This window comes from Gluconacetobacter dulcium (assembly GCF_014174165.1).
In the GTDB taxonomy this organism is placed as follows: domain Bacteria; phylum Pseudomonadota; class Alphaproteobacteria; order Acetobacterales; family Acetobacteraceae; genus Gluconacetobacter; species Gluconacetobacter dulcium.
Genome location: NZ_JABEQN010000011.1, coordinates 52,701 through 70,399, shown reverse-complemented (window position 1 = coordinate 70,399; position 17,699 = coordinate 52,701). Strand labels below are relative to the sequence as shown.

The 17,699-nt window shown below is 65.1% G+C and carries 16 protein-coding genes and 1 pseudogene; 7 read left to right on the top strand and 10 right to left on the bottom strand.

The genetic code is table 11. The features are described 5' to 3' along the window. The first annotated feature begins 59 nt into the window (after positions 1-59). Both HLH25_RS10385 and mdoH read left to right on the top strand, forming a co-directional pair. Positions 60-1,598: a glucan biosynthesis protein gene (locus HLH25_RS10385; RefSeq protein ID WP_182973988.1), complete on the top strand. Its 1,539-nt coding sequence runs from the start codon at positions 60-62 to the stop codon at positions 1,596-1,598. Positions 1,599-1,618: 20 nt separating this feature from the next. Then, the gene (mdoH, locus tag HLH25_RS10380; RefSeq protein ID WP_182974046.1) at positions 1,619-3,784 is read left to right on the top strand and encodes a glucans biosynthesis glucosyltransferase MdoH; all 2,166 of its coding nucleotides are present in this window, start codon (positions 1,619-1,621) and stop codon (positions 3,782-3,784) included. A gap of 41 nt (positions 3,785-3,825) precedes the next feature. Here mdoH and HLH25_RS10375 read toward each other — a convergent pair whose 3' ends face one another. Together HLH25_RS10375 and HLH25_RS10370 are read right to left on the bottom strand one after the other, a co-directional pair. Further along, positions 3,826-4,233, bottom strand: a complete 408-nt coding sequence (locus HLH25_RS10375; protein WP_182973987.1) for a hypothetical protein — start codon at positions 4,231-4,233, stop codon at positions 3,826-3,828. Between the two features lie 189 nt (positions 4,234-4,422). Beyond that, a complete protein-coding gene (locus HLH25_RS10370) occupies positions 4,423-4,854 on the bottom strand; it encodes an Ivy family c-type lysozyme inhibitor (protein WP_310889087.1) in 432 nt (143 codons plus the stop codon). Positions 4,855-5,205: 351 nt separating this feature from the next. Between HLH25_RS10370 and HLH25_RS20010 the strand changes: the two genes are divergently transcribed. Next, positions 5,206-5,553: a hypothetical protein gene (locus HLH25_RS20010; RefSeq protein WP_182974055.1), complete on the top strand. Its 348-nt coding sequence runs from the start codon at positions 5,206-5,208 to the stop codon at positions 5,551-5,553. A 150-nt stretch (positions 5,554-5,703) separates the two neighbouring features. Here HLH25_RS20010 and HLH25_RS10360 read toward each other — a convergent pair whose 3' ends face one another. Both HLH25_RS10360 and HLH25_RS10355 read right to left on the bottom strand, forming a co-directional pair. Further along, positions 5,704-6,171 carry a YbaK/EbsC family protein gene (locus tag HLH25_RS10360; protein ID WP_182973986.1) on the bottom strand — a complete coding sequence of 156 codons (468 nt, stop codon included), beginning with the start codon at positions 6,169-6,171 and terminating at the stop codon, positions 5,704-5,706. A gap of 109 nt (positions 6,172-6,280) precedes the next feature. Continuing rightward, positions 6,281-6,454 (bottom strand): annotated as a pseudogene (locus HLH25_RS10355) (cation:proton antiporter); the annotation flags it as partial. A 258-nt stretch (positions 6,455-6,712) separates the two neighbouring features. Between HLH25_RS10355 and HLH25_RS10350 the strand changes: the two are divergent. Beyond that, entirely contained in the window at positions 6,713-7,102 is a 390-nt protein-coding gene (locus HLH25_RS10350; protein ID WP_246401961.1) for a hypothetical protein, read from the top strand. 274 nt (positions 7,103-7,376) lie between these two features. Further along, positions 7,377-8,915: a methyl-accepting chemotaxis protein gene (locus HLH25_RS20655; protein WP_220791774.1), complete on the top strand. Its 1,539-nt coding sequence runs from the start codon at positions 7,377-7,379 to the stop codon at positions 8,913-8,915. A gap of 61 nt (positions 8,916-8,976) precedes the next feature. Here HLH25_RS20655 and HLH25_RS10340 read toward each other — a convergent pair whose 3' ends face one another. From HLH25_RS10340 to HLH25_RS10330, 3 genes are all read right to left on the bottom strand, one after another. Beyond that, positions 8,977-10,746 carry a DEAD/DEAH box helicase gene (locus tag HLH25_RS10340; protein WP_182973983.1) on the bottom strand — a complete coding sequence of 590 codons (1,770 nt, stop codon included), beginning with the start codon at positions 10,744-10,746 and terminating at the stop codon, positions 8,977-8,979. A 154-nt stretch (positions 10,747-10,900) separates the two neighbouring features. After that, positions 10,901-11,887 carry a zinc-dependent alcohol dehydrogenase family protein gene (locus HLH25_RS10335; RefSeq protein WP_182973982.1) on the bottom strand — a complete coding sequence of 329 codons (987 nt, stop codon included), beginning with the start codon at positions 11,885-11,887 and terminating at the stop codon, positions 10,901-10,903. Positions 11,888-11,924: 37 nt separating this feature from the next. Next, entirely contained in the window at positions 11,925-12,173 is a 249-nt protein-coding gene (locus HLH25_RS10330) for a hypothetical protein (RefSeq protein ID WP_182973981.1), read from the bottom strand. Between the two features lie 264 nt (positions 12,174-12,437). On the opposite strand from HLH25_RS10330, the gene HLH25_RS10325 reads away from it, so the two are divergent. Then, positions 12,438-13,655 carry an NADP-dependent isocitrate dehydrogenase gene (locus HLH25_RS10325; RefSeq protein WP_182973980.1) on the top strand — a complete coding sequence of 406 codons (1,218 nt, stop codon included), beginning with the start codon at positions 12,438-12,440 and terminating at the stop codon, positions 13,653-13,655. 60 nt (positions 13,656-13,715) lie between these two features. Here HLH25_RS10325 and HLH25_RS10320 read toward each other — a convergent pair whose 3' ends face one another. The 3 genes from HLH25_RS10320 to HLH25_RS10310 form a co-directional block, all read right to left on the bottom strand. Continuing rightward, positions 13,716-13,958, bottom strand: coding sequence for a hypothetical protein (locus HLH25_RS10320; RefSeq protein ID WP_182973979.1), 243 nt, complete (start codon positions 13,956-13,958; stop codon positions 13,716-13,718). A gap of 105 nt (positions 13,959-14,063) precedes the next feature. Beyond that, positions 14,064-14,888, bottom strand: a complete 825-nt coding sequence (locus tag HLH25_RS10315; RefSeq protein ID WP_182973978.1) for a family 1 encapsulin nanocompartment shell protein — start codon at positions 14,886-14,888, stop codon at positions 14,064-14,066. Between the two features lies 1 nt (position 14,889). Then, on the bottom strand, positions 14,890-15,927 hold the full coding sequence (locus tag HLH25_RS10310; protein WP_182973977.1) for a Dyp-type peroxidase: 1,038 nt from the start codon (positions 15,925-15,927) through the stop codon (positions 14,890-14,892). A gap of 337 nt (positions 15,928-16,264) precedes the next feature. Between HLH25_RS10310 and HLH25_RS10305 the strand changes: the two genes are divergently transcribed. Further along, a complete protein-coding gene (locus tag HLH25_RS10305) occupies positions 16,265-17,698 on the top strand; it encodes a cytochrome ubiquinol oxidase subunit I (protein ID WP_182973976.1) in 1,434 nt (477 codons plus the stop codon). Position 17,699: the final 1 nt, after the last annotated feature.

The window sequence follows — 17,699 nt, the reverse complement described above, 5'->3', positions numbered from 1 at the left end:
GCGCCGGTGGCAGATCATGGACGGATGGCGTTGCCATGCGCGGCGTTCGGGGAGCAAGGATGTTAAGACGCGATCTCGTGAAGACCGGAGCGGGTGTCTCCCTGCTGTCGATGCTGGGGGCAGGCGCCCGCGCCGCCCATGCCGACGCACCTGGTGCGCCCTCACCGACCGGCGCCTTCGAGGCAGGCACGGTGCGCCGGATCGCCCAGCAATTGTCGCGCCGGCCCTATCGTGCGCCCGAGCAGACCCTGCCTGCAGCGATTGATTCGATGAATTTCGATCAGTACCGCTCGATCGCCTATCGCGAGGACCAGGCGCTCTGGCACGGCCAGAACCTGGCCTTCGACGTGGAATTCTTCCCACGCGGTTTTCTCTACCGTCCCCGTATTGAGATCTATGAGGTTGTGGACGGCAAATCGGCGCCGGTGCCCTATAATCCCGATCTGTTCACCTATGGCGACCCGAAGCTGAAGGTGCCGGACAATGTGGGTTTTGCCGGGCTGCGTCTGCGCTATGCGATCAACACGCCGGGCGTAATGGAGGAATTCTGCGTCTTTCTGGGTGCGTCTTATTTCCGCGCGGTGGCCAAGGGGCAGAATTACGGCCTCTCGGCCCGTGGTTTCGCCGATGGCACGGGCAATCCGAAAGGTGAAGAATTCGCGCTGTTCCGCGCCTTCTGGCTGGAAAAGCCACAGCCAGGGGTCGATTCCGTGGTGGTGCATGCGCTGCTGGACAGCCCGTCGGTCGCGGGGGCTTTCAGCTTTACCATCCGCCCGGGCGACATGACTGTTTTCGATGTGCAGTCCTATGTGTATCCGCGCACGAAGATCGACGAACCGGGCATCGCGCCGCTGACGGGCATGTTCTATTTCGATGCCAACGACCGCAATCATGTCGATGACTGGCGCCCTGCCGCGCATGACAGCGAAGCACTTTCGATCTGGACCGGTAGCGGCCAGCAATTGTGGCGGCCGCTGCGCAATCCGCGTGACCTGCAATTCTCGGCGTTCTCGGACAATTCGATGCGCGGCTTCGGGCTGATGCAGCGCAAGCGGGCTTTCGCCGATTTCGAGGATCTGGCGCTCAATTACGAAAAGCGTCCGTCGCTGTGGATCGAGCCGATTGGCGACTGGGGGCCAGGTGCGGTCGATCTGGTGGAAATCCCGACGCCCAACGAGGTGAACGACAACATCGTTTCGTTCTGGCGCCCCAGCGGTGGGCTGGCGGCGGGGCAGGAATATGCCTTTACCTATCGCATGTACTGGGGTTGGGATACGCCCTGGCCGACCAAGCTGGCGCGGATTGCCGCCACCCGTGTCGGTGCGGTGACCGATGATCCGGCCGCGCGGTTCTTTGCGATCGATTTCAGCGGCACGCCATTCGAGAATTTGCCGCCGGATGCCAAATTCCATCTGGTGCCCAGCAGTTCGGCCGGGACGATCCGCAACGTCGTGGTCGAACCCGATCCGGCCATCCAGGGGTGGCGCACGACATTCGAATTCGCGCCGGGCAACGCCAGGATCGCCGAACTGACTTGCGTCCTGGCCAATGATGCCGGGCCGGTCTCCGAACAATGGACCTACCGATGGACACCCTAGGGCTGCGCGCAGAGATGGGCATGGGAGACGGCTCCCGGCCGGGGACAGGCGATGGTGGCGCGTTTCGGGCCCTGCCGGACGAAGCTCCGCTGGAGATGGCGACGCAATCGCTGTCCGAACCTCCCCTGACGCATGGCCGGCCGCGCGTGCCGGTTACCGAGCCTGCGCTGATGGCACTGCGGCGGCTGGCGGTGATCGGTTCGGCCACCCTGCTGACGATCTATGGCGCCTACGCGATGAACCGGGTGCTGAACTCGGTGGGGTACTCGGTGCTGGGCGTGGTCGTGCTCGTCCTGTTCGTGCTGCTGTTCCAGTGGATTGCGCTGGCCTTCACTTCCGCCGTGGGCGGTTTCGTCTCGCTATTGCGTCATGGTGGTCTGGGGCTGGGGATTGCATGCGACGGGGAATTGCCGGCGCTTTCGACCCGCACCGCCCTGCTGATGCCGACATATAACGAAAGTCCGGGACGGGTGATGGCCGGCCTGCGCGCCATGTATGACAGCATGGCGGCGACTGGCCGGCTGGACTCGTTTGATTTCTTTATTCTTTCCGACACCACCAATCCGGATGTGTGGGTCGAGGAAGAGGCTGCGTTCCTGGCTCTGCGGGCAGCGACGGGTGGAGACGGGCGCATCTTCTATCGCCGGCGGCCACTGAACACCGAGCGCAAAGCGGGCAACATTGCCGAATGGGTACGTCGTTTCGGCGGGGCCTATGCCCAGATGGTCACGCTGGACGCCGACAGCCTGATGGCGGGCGGGACGGTGGTGCGCATCGTGGCTGCCATGGAGCGCAATCCGGGTGTGGGCCTGATCCAGACCCTGCCGGAAATCGTCAACGGCACCACGCTGTTCGCGCGCATGCAGCAATTCGCGGGCCGGGTCTATGGTCCGCTGATCGCCCACGGCATTGCCTGGTGGCATGGTTCGGAGGGCAATTACTGGGGGCATAACGCGGTGATCCGCACCCGTGCCTTCGCCGAACAGGCGGGCCTGCCCCATCTGCCGGGGCGCAAGCCGTTCGGTGGACATATCCTCAGCCATGATTTCGTCGAGGCCGCGCTGATGCGCCGGGGCGGCTGGGCCATTCACATGGTGCCGGGCCTGCCCGGATCGTACGAAGAAAGCCCGCCGTCGCTGACCGACATCGCGATCCGCGACCGCCGCTGGTGCCAGGGCAATCTGCAACATGCCAAGGTGGTGGGGACACGGGGCCTGAATTGGGTCAGCCGGCTGCACATGCTCATGGGCATCGGCTCCTATGTTACGTCGCCGCTGTGGCTGTTGTTCCTGCTCGCGGGCATTTTGATCTCGTTGCAGTCGCGCTTCGAGAAGCCGGAATATTTCGGCGATACCAAATCCCTTTATCCGAACTGGCCGCACGTTGATCCGGAACAGGCGAAATATGTGTTCATCGGCACCATGGGGATCCTGCTGGCACCCAAGCTGCTGGCCTATGTCGCGCTGCTGTTCGATCCGGCCACTCGTCGGGGCTGCGGCGGAGCGGTGCGGGCGGCGCTGTCGGTGCTGGTTGAAACGCTGATCGGCGGGCTAGTCGCGCCGGTAGCGATGCTGATCCAGACCTCGGGCGTGCTGTCGATCCTGCTGGGACGTGATTCGGGCTGGAACGCGCAGCGCCGCGACGATGGCGGGGTGCCGTTCATGGATACGGTGCGGGCCTACTGGATTTACATGCTGTTTGGCCTGGTCCTGGGCGCCTGTGCGTGGAGTGTGTCGATCCCGCTGTTTCTGTGGATGACGCCGGTGCTGCTGGGGTTGGTTTTCGCCATTCCGCTGGCAGCGGCAACCAGCAGCCGTGATGCCGGCCAGGCCCTGCTGCGGGCCGGACTGTTGCTGATTCCCGAGGAAACGTCGCCGCCGGATATCCTGCGCCGTGCCGCTGCCGCCAACGCCGCCCGGCCGGAGGCCGAGGGTGGCGAGGCAATCCATCTTCTGCTGGCTGATCCCGGACTGATGGCCGCGCACCGCGCGATGCTGCCGCCGCCACGCCGGCCGGGCGACCCGATCAATCCCGACCTGCTGGTCGGGTTACTGAAACTGTCGGAAAGCCCCGATCCGGACAGTGCGGTCAAGCGGCTGCGCCGGACAGAAAAGGCTGCCGTGCTGGGCAGCGCGGACGGGCTGGAGCGGCTCGACGCCCTACGCGGCGGTGAACGGCGCGGCTGAACGATTTGGCAGGGCGCGCCGGTATTCTCTGCCCCTGCCGCTTATTTCGGGGCAGGGCCGGGCTGGACTAGGGTCGTGCAGGCCCGGGCTACCTTGGGATCGCTGCCGTGCTTGTCACATAAGGCGGTGGCGTCGGCAGCGCAGGATTCGACCGCGGTTTCGAAATCGGTTTCCAGTACGTCCCGAGCGACTGCCATATCGGGGTCATTGGTCCGCTTCTGTTCGGCTTCCAGCGTGTCCTGCGTCTTGTGCAGTTCGGTCAGGGCATCGACGCATGACTGGCTCGTGGAATTTGGATCACTCTGCAGCACTGCCACGATCTTCTGCAACTGCACCGCGGGGGGAGGAGCGGCTGCCTCATCGTCGTCGGTCTGCGCGAAGGCGGGGGAGACGGCGAGGGTGCCGGACAGGAACAGGACTGCAAGCCGGCCAGGATGGGTAATCGTCACACTGGGTATTCCACTGGTGCGAGGCCCCGGGGACGCGACGCGCGCTTCTCGACGGCGATCCCGTGCTTTCCCCGGGGAACGCCGGGCCGGGTCGGGCAGCGGCGGCGCGGAATCGGCGGGACTATGGCAGGAAGTGCCGGAGGACGAAAGGGTGCCCGGCGCAGCGTCTCTCTGCGCCGAACGATGCGTTCAGGGTGTGGGCGGGTTGAGGGCGGCATGGTTCCGCAGCAGCAGGGCCTGCATTTCCTGATCGGGATTGCCGAGCCAGCTTTGCAGGAAAGGCTGCCGTTCGTTCGGCCGGGTATGCAGCAATCCCCAGGCGGCGTGGCCGTCTGCGGCGAAAACGATATCGAGCTGGTTGTTATCGCAATCGTGGGGCTTGCACAGATGCCCCAGCAGGTAGCTGCGGCCGCTGGTCACGAGCCGTGCTATGGGCGTCGAGGTCGCCTGCCCGCGACTGACCCAGTCCGGAAGGCGCTGCATGACGACATAGGCCCGGCGATAGGGCGCTTCGAGCAACAGGTCGGCTGTCTGCGGCTGTTCGGCGGCCCAGCCTGGGTGGCTGATCAGGAGCAGCAGGGCGGGGCATGCGTGAATGAAATGGATAAGGCGGCGCGGCACGTCGGCGTGGCTCCCGGAATATGGCGAGACGATAGGATGATTCGGACGGTTGAGCGCCTTCGGGTCTGTCGGATACCGTCGCCGTAGGGCATCGATGACAGGCCTCTCTGTCGCCCGGCATGCTGGTCATGCCGTGTGAGGTCAGAGACGCTTATCTCGGGTGAGGGTTTACAATATCCTTTCCTCATTCGATTTTTTACCCGGAAAATGCCTGCGGGGAGGATCCCCCGATCGCTGCAAATCGCATCGTGATGTCCGGCGTTCTCGTCAGGGTTACTCTGGACAGGCGGTTTCGCGCCATGGAGACCGTCTTCCGGGCTTTCCGCTGCCCGTGCAGAGTACGTCTGTCTGGTGTATGATCTCTCTTCACCAGTTGCGCGCCGACGCACCCGCCAGTTCAGGAATATCATCCCCGCCATGCGCCTGCGCTCCGCTCCCTCATCCATTCTGCCCAGGCTGCCGAACCCGAAAAAGCTCAAGCTTGGGGTGCTGGTCGTGCTGGCTGTGGCCTATGGCGTGCTGTTCCTGACCCTGTCGCGGCATCCCAAACCGCCGTCGAAGCCGCGCTATACCGCCATTCCCGTGGCGGTGGTCAAGACGGCTCCGCCAGTCGGGGCCGCGCCGCCAGCGCCGGCAGTGCAGCTTCAGCCCGCACCGACGGTGGCGCTGCCACCGCCGCCGTCGGTGACGATCCGCTAGAGCGGATCGGAGCATTTCCATCGAACCGGCCTTCGGTGGAAATGTTCTTGAGCGATATCCGTTCACACTGGTTCACCGATATGGCTCTAGATTATTGTTTTATCGAGCATCTTTATCCGACCAGATGAGTCCATCCGGTCGGATGATGCTTTAGGTGCGTGCCTGGCAGATATCGACCCAGACGGCATGGGTCAGTTCGGCCAGGCGGTCGGGAGACAGGCGTACGGCGCTGTTGATCGCGCCGGCGGCGGGAAGCACCGTCTCGAACGCGCGGAGCGATACGTCGCAATAGACCGGCAGCGGATCGGCCAGGCCGAACGGGCAGACGCCGCCCACCGGGTGACCGGTCAGGGACTCGACCTCCGCGCGGTCGAGCATCCGGGGCTTGTGGCCGAAGACTTCCTTGGTCTTGCGATTGTCGAGCCGGGCGGTGCCGGCCGCGACCACCAGCACTACCTGCTCGCCCAGTCGCAGCGAGATGGTCTTGGCGATCTGGGCCGGATGGGTGCCGTGTGCGGCGGCAGCCTCGGCCACGGTCGCGGTCGGCTGGTCCAGTTCGATGATATCCAGCTCGGGCGCGTACTCGGCCAGGAAGGCGCGGACGGACTCCAGGCTCATTGGGCGGGACACGAAAAGGTGGACATGGACGACAGCTCCTTGGGCTCCCGGACGCGGACAGAGGGCGCATCGTGGCCCGCATGCCCGGCGCCGTCGAGGGGGATCGGATTCATGTCGCGCGGCCGCCGCCGGAGAGGCGAAACATCGGGCCTGTCAGCACGGCCGATATCGCGGTGGGTAGCATGCGCGAGACGAAGGCGAAGGTGGAGACCATGCCGCGATGGTGCGGAGTGGTGGCGGCCACGATTTCCATCAGTCCCTTGCATTGCGGCAGAGCGCCAACCGGCTGCATCACGATCACCCGAAATCCGCGATGATATTTATGTCGTTTTTTCCATAATTGTTATTATTTATTCGTTTTATGAACATATAGGGAAAAGGTCCGGGATCAAATCGGGGGGCGCGACGGCCTGAAAAACGCCGGAATGCCGGGGGTGGAACCGACCTATGCGGCAGACCCGGTTCTGCCATACGATGGACCTATTCCCGCCATCACGGCATGGTTCCGTGCGCTGTTGTCACAGAACATGAGAATCGATCAATGACGATCCGGAATTGCCTGCTTGCTTTCGCCATGCCGATAACCGTTCTGGCCGGGCTCTCCATCGCCATGCCGGTTGCCCGCGCGGCGGACGATGCCTGCGCCCAGTCCGGCAAGCAGTCCAAGGCGCCGGGGTGGGATGTCGCCGGTCGCCTGGCCCAGCGCGAGGACTGCCTTGCCGGCCGTGGCCGGGCCTATCGCGATGGAGTGACCCAGGGTGTGCAGCAGCGCGTGCAGAGCGGCCGCAATACGGTCAATGCGGTGCGTAACATGCCGCAGACCCAGATGGACCGCGTGCGTGCCGCCGGCACCGCCGAACAGAACAGCCTGAATGCGCTGAGCCAGAAGACCCGTGCCGATGCTGCCAGCGTGCTGACGGGCGGCCTGTAAAAGCCTGTCGGGAAATGCGCGCGGGAATTGGCCCGCGCGCATTTTCATGTTGTGATGAAGTTGGCCATCGGGGCTGTTCCGGCCCCTTTAATCCCGTCGTCCATGCCGTCGGAGTGGTGGGAGTGCGCCATTTCCAGTGACGGAGAGTGGTCATGACATGTCGTTCGAAACCATAACCAGAAGGGCTCTCTGTTTTCTTCTGGTCCTTGATGCCGTTCTTGCCCTGGTCGTGGGGGGAATGTGTTTTTATGGTTTCGGCGGATATGCCTGGTTTGTGGCCAGTATCGGCTTGAATGCCCTGGCACTGTCCATGATGTTTGGCGGTGCCGGGTCTTCCTGGATCTCGTCGGCGGCCAGTCTTGGGATCGTCTCGAACATTTCGGCCATCATTGCGCTGCTGGCAGGCAACAAGCTCCAGGTCGATGTGCATATGGGCTACTTTGCCGCGCTGGTGTTCGTTGCGGCGACCTGTGATTGCTCCGCCATCGTGATTGCCGCCCTGATGGTGGCGGTGCAGCATATCGGCCTCAATTTCTATCGCCCCGACCTGCTTTATCCTGGCGGCTGCGACAGTTTCCGCCTTGTTCTGCATGCGGCGATCCTGATCGTGGAGACGGTGGCGCTGGTCTGGCTGGCGGCCTCGCTACGTGGGGCGTTCCAGCGATCCGAGGCCCTTTCGCGGGATGCCGACCATCGCCGTGCTGAAGCGGAGCGGCGCGAGCAGCAGGCGGAAGCTGCCCATGCGGAGCAGATCAGGCTGAGCGCCGATCTGGAAGCCAGCATGGAGCAGATCCGCCGGCAGGAAGCCGAAATGGCGGCATTCATTGCCGAACTCGACAGGGCTCTGTCGCAGGTTGCCAGGGGCAATCTGCTGGCGCGGATCGAGAGGGAGGTCGCGCCCGATTATGCGCGCCTGACGCAGGTCTTCAACGCATCCATCGCGCAATTGGCGACGGCATTCCACGAGGTGAAACAGAGCATCCAGGCCGTTGCCGCGGCCTCGGCGGAGATTTCGTCAGCCGTTGGTGATCTTGCCGGGCGTACCGAGGGGCAGGCCCGGGATGTCGGCAGCATGTCGACCGGCATCGCGACGTTCTCCGACGGGACCCGCGATGCCGCGCAGTCGGCCTCCGAGGCCGGGAAACTGGTCGAGACGGTCGGGATGTCGATGGATGCGACGCTCCGGGCGATGGTCAAGGCCACGGAAACGATGGCGGTCATCAAAACATCGTCCCGTGAGATCGAGACGATCATCGGAGTGATCGACGATATCGCGTTGCAAACCAATCTGTTGTCGCTGAATGCGGGCGTCGAGGCGGCGCGGGCGGGCGAGTCCGGGCGGGGTTTCGCCGTGGTGGCGACGGAAATCCGCAATCTGGCGACCCGATCGACCGAGCAGGCCCGCGACATTCGTCAGAAGATCCGCGAAGCGGTGCTGTCTATCGATCAGGGTGTCGGCCTGGTCGGCGAGGCCGACGGGTCGCTGGGGCGGGTATCGGCTGTCATGGACGATATCACCCGGCATCTCGGGGCGATCGTCGCGTCCATGCGGACGCAGGCCAGCGAAGTCCGGCATATCGCGGATAACGTGCGGGAGATCGACGCTTCGACCCAGCAGAACGCCGCGATGGGCGAGGAAGTCACCGCCGCTTCGTTGAGCCTAGTGCGTGAGACGCAGCGCATGGAGGAGACGGTCTCCCGTTTCACTCTGCGCGAAATTTTCGACCGTGTTCCGCCGACGACGAAGCCGGCGGCGGCCTCGGCCTCCCGTGTTGCGGTCTTCGCGCCGGAGGCCGTGGACTCGGTGGCGTAGGGCCGCCGACCGTGGTTCTGCCCGGAAGAGGTATCCGGGCAGTGGACGGTTCCGGGCGGCTTTAGGCGCCGCGCTTGCGCGATGACGGCCCTGCCGCCGGGCGACGGCGGGGAGCGCCTGACGGGGGGGCGCTACGCGGACCGCGTCCGCGCGGGGCGCCACCGGGGCCGCGATCGCCGCCCCGACCACCACCGCCACCACCGGCCGGAGCCTGTGCCGCGCTGATCTGGACTTCGTCGGAATCCGTGGCGGCGACGCAGGCGCTGAAACGCTCGGCCGATGTCGTGGCGATTTCGAACAGCGTATGGTCGCCGGCGATGCGGATCGAGCCGATCTCGTTCTTGCGCACGCCGCCCAGGCGGCAGATCAGCGGCACCAGCCATTTCGGGTCGGCCTTGTCCTGGCGGCCGACACTCATGGAGAACCATACGCCGTCGCCGCGCGGGGCCTGTTCGTCGCGGGCGGGGCGCTCGCGGCGGGCGGCGGGTTCGCCGTCACGCGCCGGGCGGGGGGCATCGACGCGCAGGGGGCGGATGTCCTCCGGGTCCGGCAGGCGGGCGCGGTACATTTGCAGCAGGGCGGTAGCCAACTGTTCGGGGGTGCGGTCGGCGGCCAGGCGGGCGACCTGCTCCTCGTCGCCGGGGGCGGCGGCTTCGGTCAGGCTCTGGTCGGTCAGCAGGCGTTCGAAATCCTGGGCGCGGATGGCGTCGGCGGTGGGGACGGCGGTCCATTCCGCCGTGACCTTGGCCATGGCCAGCAGGCGTTCGGCGCGGCGGCGCATCGAAACCGGTACGACCAGGGCGCAGACGCCCTTGCGGCCGGCGCGGCCGGTGCGGCCCGAACGGTGCAGCAGGGTGGCGCTGTCGGTCGGCAGGCTGGCATGCACCACCAGGGCGAGTGCCGGGATGTCGATGCCGCGCGCCGCCACGTCGGTCGCGACGCAGACGCTGGCCTGGCCGGTGCGCAGGCTGTCGATGGCGCGGGTGCGCTCGTTCTGGCCCAGTTCGCCCGACAGGGCGACCGAGGCGAAGCCGCGCTCCAGCAGCGCGCCCTGCATGTGACGCACCAGCTCGCGGGTGGCGCAGAACACCATGGAGGTGGGGCTGTCGGTATAGCGCAGGATGTTGACCACCGCCGGGATGATCTCGCGCGGGTCGGTCAGCACGGCGCGATAGCTGATGTCGGCGTGCTGGCGGGCGCCCGACAGCGTGTCGATGCGCAGCGCGTCGCGCTGGTAGCGCCGGGCCAGCGAGGCGATTTCCTTGGCGATGGTGGCCGAGAACAGCAGCGTGCGGCGCGTGGCGGGCATCGCGTCCAGCAACTGCTCCAGTTCCTCGCGGAAGCCGAGATCGAGCATTTCGTCGGCTTCGTCGAGCACCACGACGCGCAGGTCGGACAGGACCAGACGGCCGCGGCGCTGGTGGTCGCACAGGCGGCCCGGCGTGCCGACGACGATATGGGCGCCGAGTTCCAGCGCCCGGGCCTCGCGCCGCGCGTCCATGCCGCCGATGCACGAGACGATGCGACCGCCCGCCGGTGCGTACAGCCACGTCAGCTCGCGCTGCACCTGCATGGCCAGCTCGCGCGTGGGGGCGACGATGACGGCCAGGGGCGCGCCGGCCGGTCCGAACCGTTCCGCCCCGCCCAGCAGCGTGTCGGCCATGGCCAGCCCGAAGGCGACCGTCTTGCCCGATCCGGTCTGGGCCGACACCAGCAGATCCTTGCCGTCCGCCGCGACATCCAGCACGGCCTGCTGGACCGGTGTGGGCTCGTCATAGCCGCGCGCGTCGAGGGCGCGCCGAAGGGCGGGATGGGTTTCGGGAAAAGGCATGAGGCGGATCATCCGGACAGAAGGGGCCACGTCGCGACGTGGCGCGAGACAGGCGAGGGCACGGTGGCGGGATCGCGCTCCATAAAGAATAGCCGCCGAAAATACCAGTACGAAAGCACGATCGCCGCGCAGGGCAGGGCTTCCGGCGCCGGAGTCAGGGCACCAGGACCGCCGCGCCCTCGAACCGTCCGGCGCGCAGGTCGGCGAGCGCGCGGTTGGCCTCGCGCAGGGGATAGCGCGTCGTGCTGGTGCGGATGCCGATCCTGGGGGCCAGGGACAGGAAATCGAGGCCGTCCTGTCGCGTCAGGTTGGCGACCGAGACCAGTTGCCGTTCCTCCCAGAGCAGATCGTAGGAGAAGGCCGGGATCTCGCTCATATGGATGCCGGCGCAGACCACGCGGCCGCCCTTGCGCACCGCGCGCAGGGCGGCGGGGACCAGCGCGCCCACCGGCGCGAAGATGATGGCGGCGTCCAGCGGTTCGGGCGGCTGTTCGTCCGATCCGCCGGCCCAGACCGCGCCGAGGCCGCGTGCGAAATCCTGCGTCTTGCTGTCGCCCGGCCGGGTGAAGCCGTACACCCGGCGCCCCTGCCAGATCGCGACCTGGGCGATGATGTGGGCTGCGGCGCCGAAGCCGTAGAGGCCCAGCGTCCGGGCGTCCTCGCCCGCCATGACCAGCGACCGCCAGCCGATCAGGCCCGCGCAGAGCAGGGGGGCCAGATCGACATCGTCGCCGTCCTCGCCCAGCGGGAAGGCGTATCGGGCATCGGCGATGGCGGCCGTGGCATAGCCGCCGTCGCGCGTGTAGCCGGTGAAGAGCGGGTGGTCGCAGAGATTTTCGTGGCCGCTGTGGCAGTAGCGGCAGGTGCCGCAGGTATGGCCCAGCCAGGGGATGCCGACCCGCTGCCCCGGATGCAGGCCCTGCACCCCCTCGCCCAGCGCGTCGATCCGGCCCACGATCTCGTGGCCCGGGATGACGGGATGGCCGGGGAAGGGCAGGTCGCCGTCCACGACATGCAGGTCGGTGCGGCAGACGCCGCAGGCGCCGACCCGGACCCGGATTTCGCCGGGGCCGGGCTGGCGGTCCGGCAGTTCCACCCACTGGAGTGCGGCGTGTGGGGCATCCAGTCTCATCGCATGCATGGTCGCGGCCTCCGGCGCGTTGGTCGGGATTGCGCGCCTACTCCATCATGTCGGCATGGCCCTGCGCTATGATCTGGATCAGTGCGCCGAGGGGATGACCCGATCGTGATCCCAGGGGGGTGCGCGAGGGGTTCGGCCGGGGCGGGAGGGAGGGAAGGCGGGCGGGGGCGGGGTGGTCGGGCGGGTTGCCCGCGCGGTCGCGGCGGGGGGAGGAGGAGGGGCCGTTCCGGTCATAGGCCAGGAGGGAGGAGATCAGGGTGGAACCGGTCGAGAGATGACGCTGCATCCGGGACTCCATCGGGCAAGGTGTGCGGCCTATTATATTCAAATGATAATCATTCGCAAGTAGAATGTCGCGATCGTCATAACAGAGTTGCGAGGACTGCTAGGCAGCCTGCTTGCAGGCCGGTATGAGATTGAGCCCGGATTTCGCGGCTGGCGCATCGCGCGGCCAGGACAGGGCGGGGGCAGGCCGGGGACCGTCAGGTTTCTCCGGCTCCCATGAAATGTTTCGCCCTCGTAGGCAAGCAGAACCAAGAGGACATGCCGTATGGCCAAGATCAAGGTGAAAGAACCGGTTGTCGAACTCGACGGCGATGAGATGACGCGGATCATCTGGAGCTTCATCAAGGAGAAGCTGATTCTCCCGTACCTCGATATCGACCTGAAATATTACGATCTGGGAATTGAGCATCGTGACGCCACCGACGACAAGGTGACCGTCGAGGCCGCCGAGGCGATCAAGAAATACCGGGTCGGCGTGAAATGCGCGACCATCACCCCCGACGAAGCCCGCGTGACCGAGTTCGGGCTGAAGAAGATGTGGCGTTCGCCCAACGGCACGATCCGCAACATCCTCGACGGCACGATCTTCCGCGAGCCGATCATCTGCTCCAACGTGCCGCGCCTGGTGCCGCACTGGACGCAGCCGATCGTGATCGGCCGCCATGCCTATGGCGACATCTATCGCGCCGCCGAGACCAAGATCCCCGGTGCCGGCAAGGTGACGCTGACCTACACGCCCGCCGACGGCAGCGCGCCCGTGACCCTCGACGTGCATGATTTCAAAGGCCCCGGCGTGGCGCTGGGCATGCACAATACCCGTGCGTCGATCGAGGGTTTTGCCCGCGCGTCGCTGACCTATGGCCGCGACCGCAAGCTGCCGGTCTATCTCTCGACCAAGAACACGATCCTGAAAGCCTATGACGGCATGTTCAAGGATGTGTTTCAGGAAGTCTACGACGCCGAGTTCAAGGCCGAGTTCGAGAAGCTGGGGCTGACCTACGAGCATCGCCTGATCGACGACATGGTGGCCTCCGCCCTGAAATGGAGCGGCGGCTATGTGTGGGCGTGCAAGAACTATGACGGCGACGTGGAGAGCGACATCGTGGCGCAGGGCTTCGGCAGCCTGGGGCTGATGACCTCGGTCCTGCTGAACCCGACCGGCGACGTGGTGGAATCCGAGGCCGCGCATGGCACGGTGACGCGCCATTATCGCGAGCACCAGAAGGGCCGGCCGACCAGCACGAATCCGATCGCCTCGATCTTCGCGTGGACGCGCGGCCTGGCCTATCGCGGCCGGTTCGACGACACGCCCGACGTGACCCATTTCGCCGAGACGCTGGAGCGCGTCTGCGTCGAGACGGTCGAGGCGGGACAGATGACCAAGGACCTGGCCCTGCTGATCGGGCCGGATGCGAAATGGCTGACGACCCAGGATTTCCTGGCGGTGCTGGACACCAACCTGCGCAAGGCGATCGTCGCCTGACGCACGGGGCGGCCGGGCCATCAGGCCCGGCCGCCCGATGCCCTTTCAGGCGGGTTGCCCTTATTTGTCTTCGAGGGTCTTTTTCCCGAGGACGACCAGTTCGTCCGCTTCCATTCCTTCGGGATTATGGGTCGCCTTTCTGGCGATTTCCTTTTCCAGGTCGCTCGCATGCTCGCCGCCTTTGAGGACGTGTTCGGCGATGCGCATGACCTCTTCCCTGGTCAGAAGCTTCGGCGAGTGCATCGCCTTGCGCCCGAGGTCCCGCAGGGAGCTGGCGGCGTGGGGAACGCGATCGTGAGACATATTTGATCCTGCTCGCATGATTGAAAAGCGACGCGCTGACGAAGCGGTTTTTCGAATCCGCCCGTCAGGGGAATTGAACGCGGCGCGGGTGCGGGACGTTCCCGCTCAGGGTGTTGAAACGGCCTTTGCGTCCGCGGCCCTGATCGCCACGGTCGCCTCGCTGGTCAGGACGCGGAAGACGAAGCTTTCCTCGAGATAGAGTTCGACCGTATCGGCCGTGTGGCTGAGATAGCCGATCGAGACATCCTGTCCGATATCGAGCGCCAGGTCGCCGCCGCGCATGGTGACGACGAAGGCGCCTTCGATCGCCGGTGCCCAGACAAGCTTGCCGTCGATCATGCTTTCGATGTGCCTGCGCACGGGATAGCCGTCATCGTCGCCGGCGCTGACGGCCAGATAGGCCTGTGCCCCCAGCACGACCGAATAGGGGCCGTTCACACCCGCCAGCCGCAGCGTGTTGAGTGCTTCGGCGATGACCCGTGGATAGTCCTGGGCCAGTGCCGGAAGCGTGAGCGGGGTATTGGAGCTTGCCGCGCGAATGCCCTGGATGCCCGCGGCGGCGTACCCGTCGAATATGGCGCGATCTTCAGCAAACGCGATGGTCTTCGCGGCATCCTTGACCGGCTGCCAATCCGAATCCTGCGAGCCGCGATCGACGGCGTCGATCTCTTCCCGTGACAGGGTGAAGGGGACCCGCAATTCGACGAGCGGCAGGATTTCGCGCTTTACGGCGCGCATGCCGCCTTCGGGCGCGTCGATCCGGTTGCCGCGCCCCGTGCCGATTCCCGCCAGTGCAAGCCCGCGCGGCTCGGACGTATCGACCACGCGCCGACCCGCCAGATGGCGCCGGATCGTACGGGCGGCTTCTTCTTCGATCTGCTCCCAGGCCGCGCTGGAAACGGGTGCGAGATGGCGATGGAGGTTGTTCATGTTACGGTTTCTCTTTCAGTGAGCCGATACCCAGGGAGGTGCGGCCGGAATCGCGGGTTTCGGGCGCCGGAGTCCCGGACATGTCGTGCCCTGCCGGGTGCGGGGACGGCAGGTCGGGCGCGTCGTCGAGAAAGTCGGCGGTGGGAATGAAGAACAGCGCGCCCGTGATGGCGGTGCTGACATCGAGAATCCGGTCGTAATTGCCCGGCGGCTTGCCCACGAACATGTTTTGCAGCATCTGTTCCGTGCGGGTGGGCGAGCGGGCGTAGCCGATGAAATAGGTCCCGAATTCGCCTTTGCCGACCTCGCCGAACGGCATGTTGTCGCGCAGGATCTGAAGCTGTTCGCCATCTTCCTCGATGTTCGTCAGAACATTGTGCGCGTAGCTCTTCTTGTTGAAATCGCGCTGTTCGATGTCGGACAGCTTGTGCCGGCCGATGATGTCTTCCTGCGTTTCGACCGGCATCGCGTTCCATTTTTTCAGGTCGTGCAGGTATTTCTGGACGATGACATAGCTGCCGCCGGCAAAATCCGGGTCTTCGTCGCCGATGATGGTGGCGTCAATCGCCGCCTGGCCGGACGGGTTTTCGGTGCCGTCGACGAAGCCCAGCAGATCGCGTTCGTCGAAATATTTGAACCCGTGCACTTCGTCGGTCACGGTCGCGGCGCCTTCGAGGCGCGAGACGATCGTGCTGGCCAGTTCGAAGCACAGATCCATCCGCGTGGCGCGGATATGGAACAGGAGATCGCCCGGTGTGGACGGCGCGTGATGCACGCCGTGAATTTCCACGAACGGATGCAGGTCCTTCGGGCGCGGCCCGCCGAAGAGCACGCCCCACGCATCCGAGCCGATTCCGGTCACGCAACTGAGGCGACCGTCGGGCGCGCGGAAGCCGATGCCCCGCAGCAGCGAGGACATGTCGCCCAGCAGATCCCGGACCTGCGCGCCGATCGCGGCATCCGCGCCGTCATGCAATGTGACGATCAGGAACATCGCGGCTCGGGTCAATTTTGCGTCAACGGGTTGAGGCGTGGTCAAGACTCGAAAACTCCTTGCCGGGTCGTATCTGGCCTGATGTGTCCAGAGAGGGGGTCAGAGAGGGGGAAATCGCGTCGTCGCGTGACGGCGTCAGGTATAGTGCATAATCAGGACGGATGGAATTGGCGCTTTGATATAACCAAAACGCATATTGTTATAAAGAGAAGGTCTTGGACGCGTCTGCTGGAATGATCCTACGATAGGACCGGACTCCCCCCTGCGCGATGACCATCCATTGCGCATCGGTGTCTGGATCTGGCCCCTCGATAGGGGTTTCCGATGCGCAAAATAACAGACATCCTCCTGTCGATGTCGAGAAAGAGTGTGGAAGGTATGGATGCAGAATGCTCATGATATAGCGTTCCTTCTGGCGCGGTTTCAATTCGCGTTTACTGTGGGCGTTCACATCATCTTTCCTGCCTTTTCGATCGGGCTGGCGGCCTATCTGGCCGTTCTCGAGGGGGTCTGGCTGGTCACGGGACGGCAGGTCTTTCTCGATCTCTACCGATACTGGATCAAGGCGTTCTCGGTCGTCTTCGGCATGGGGGTCGTGTCCGGCCTGGTCATGGCCTACGAATTCGGCACCAACTGGTCGGTCTTTTCGAAGAAGGCCGGCCCGATTACCGGTGTCCTGCTGTCCTATGAGGTCATGACCGCGTTCTTTCTCGAAGCGGGGTTCCTCGGCGTCATGCTGTTCGGCATGAACAAGGTGGGGCGTGGACTGCATTTTGCCGCGACCTGCTGCGTGTCCGTCGGCACGCTGATTTCGATGACCTGGATCCTGGCGTCCAATTCGTGGATGCAGACGCCGCGTGGCTATCGGATCGACCCGGCCAACGGGCAGTTTCTGCCCGACGACTGGCTGGCCATCATCTTCAATCCGTCCTTTCCCTTCCGTCTGGTGCATATGGGGCTCGCGGCGTTTCTGTCGGTGGCCTTCGCGGTCGGCGCGACCGGCGCGTGGCATCTGCTGAAGGCGCGGCGGCAGGGCAGAATGTCCACCGAGCCGGTGCGGGTCATGTTCTCGATGGCCATGTGGATGGCGACCATCGTGGCGCCATTGCAGATTCTGGCGGGCGATGCCCATGGGCTGAACACGCTGAAATACCAGCCCGCCAAGCTGGCGGCCATGGAAGGCGACTGGAACAGCGAAGGACGCGCGCCGGAACTGCTGTTCGGCATTCCCAACATGAAGACCGAGCATACGGATTATGCGGTGGGCATTCCGCTCCTGGGCTCGCTGATCCTGACGCACAGCCTGGATGGCAAGGTGCCGGGGATGAAGGATTTTCCCCGTGACGAAAGGCCGCCCTCTCCGATCATCTTCTTCTCGTTTCGCATCATGGTGGGGCTGGGCGTCCTGATGATGCTGGTCGGGCTCTGGTCGCTGTGGCATCGGCGGAACAGCACGCTCTTTCTGAATCCGCTCTTTCACCGTGTCGCCCTGTGCATGGCGCCGGCGGGCTTTCTGGCCCTGCTGTGCGGCTGGGTGACCACCGAGGTCGGGCGGCAACCCTGGACGGTCTATGGCCTGCTGCGGACCGCCGACAGCGTATCGCCGATCGTGCTGTCGAGCATGGTCGTGTCGATGACGGTTTTCGTCGTCGTTTACGTTATCGTCTTCGGGTCCGGCCTTGGCATTCTCGTCCGGTTGCTGGGCCGCGCGCCGGAGGAAGGGGAACGGAATGCCGATCCGCTGCATGCATCCGATATTCTGGCGACGCATATGCACCCCGCGGTCGTCGACGCATCCGCCGCGAAAGGGGCCTGAG

What these genes read in the sequence shown, in the direction of transcription:
- HLH25_RS10385 (WP_182973988.1), top strand. Translation starts at nt 60, where the DNA reads ATGTTAAGACGCGATCTCGTGAAGACCGGAGCGGGTGTCTCCCTGCTG.
- mdoH (WP_182974046.1), top strand. Translation starts at nt 1,619, where the DNA reads ATGGGAGACGGCTCCCGGCCGGGGACAGGCGATGGTGGCGCGTTTCGG.
- HLH25_RS10360 (WP_182973986.1), bottom strand. Translation starts at nt 6,171, where the DNA reads ATGAGCCTGGAGTCCGTCCGCGCCTTCCTGGCCGAGTACGCGCCCGAG.
- HLH25_RS10350 (WP_246401961.1), top strand. Translation starts at nt 6,713, where the DNA reads ATGACGATCCGGAATTGCCTGCTTGCTTTCGCCATGCCGATAACCGTT.
- HLH25_RS10340 (WP_182973983.1), bottom strand. Translation starts at nt 10,746, where the DNA reads ATGCCTTTTCCCGAAACCCATCCCGCCCTTCGGCGCGCCCTCGACGCG.
- HLH25_RS10335 (WP_182973982.1), bottom strand. Translation starts at nt 11,887, where the DNA reads ATGCATGCGATGAGACTGGATGCCCCACACGCCGCACTCCAGTGGGTG.
- HLH25_RS10330 (WP_182973981.1), bottom strand. Translation starts at nt 12,173, where the DNA reads ATGCAGCGTCATCTCTCGACCGGTTCCACCCTGATCTCCTCCCTCCTG.
- HLH25_RS10325 (WP_182973980.1), top strand. Translation starts at nt 12,438, where the DNA reads ATGGCCAAGATCAAGGTGAAAGAACCGGTTGTCGAACTCGACGGCGAT.
- HLH25_RS10320 (WP_182973979.1), bottom strand. Translation starts at nt 13,958, where the DNA reads ATGTCTCACGATCGCGTTCCCCACGCCGCCAGCTCCCTGCGGGACCTC.
- HLH25_RS10315 (WP_182973978.1), bottom strand. Translation starts at nt 14,888, where the DNA reads ATGAACAACCTCCATCGCCATCTCGCACCCGTTTCCAGCGCGGCCTGG.
- HLH25_RS10305 (WP_182973976.1), top strand. Translation starts at nt 16,265, where the DNA reads ATGCAGAATGCTCATGATATAGCGTTCCTTCTGGCGCGGTTTCAATTC.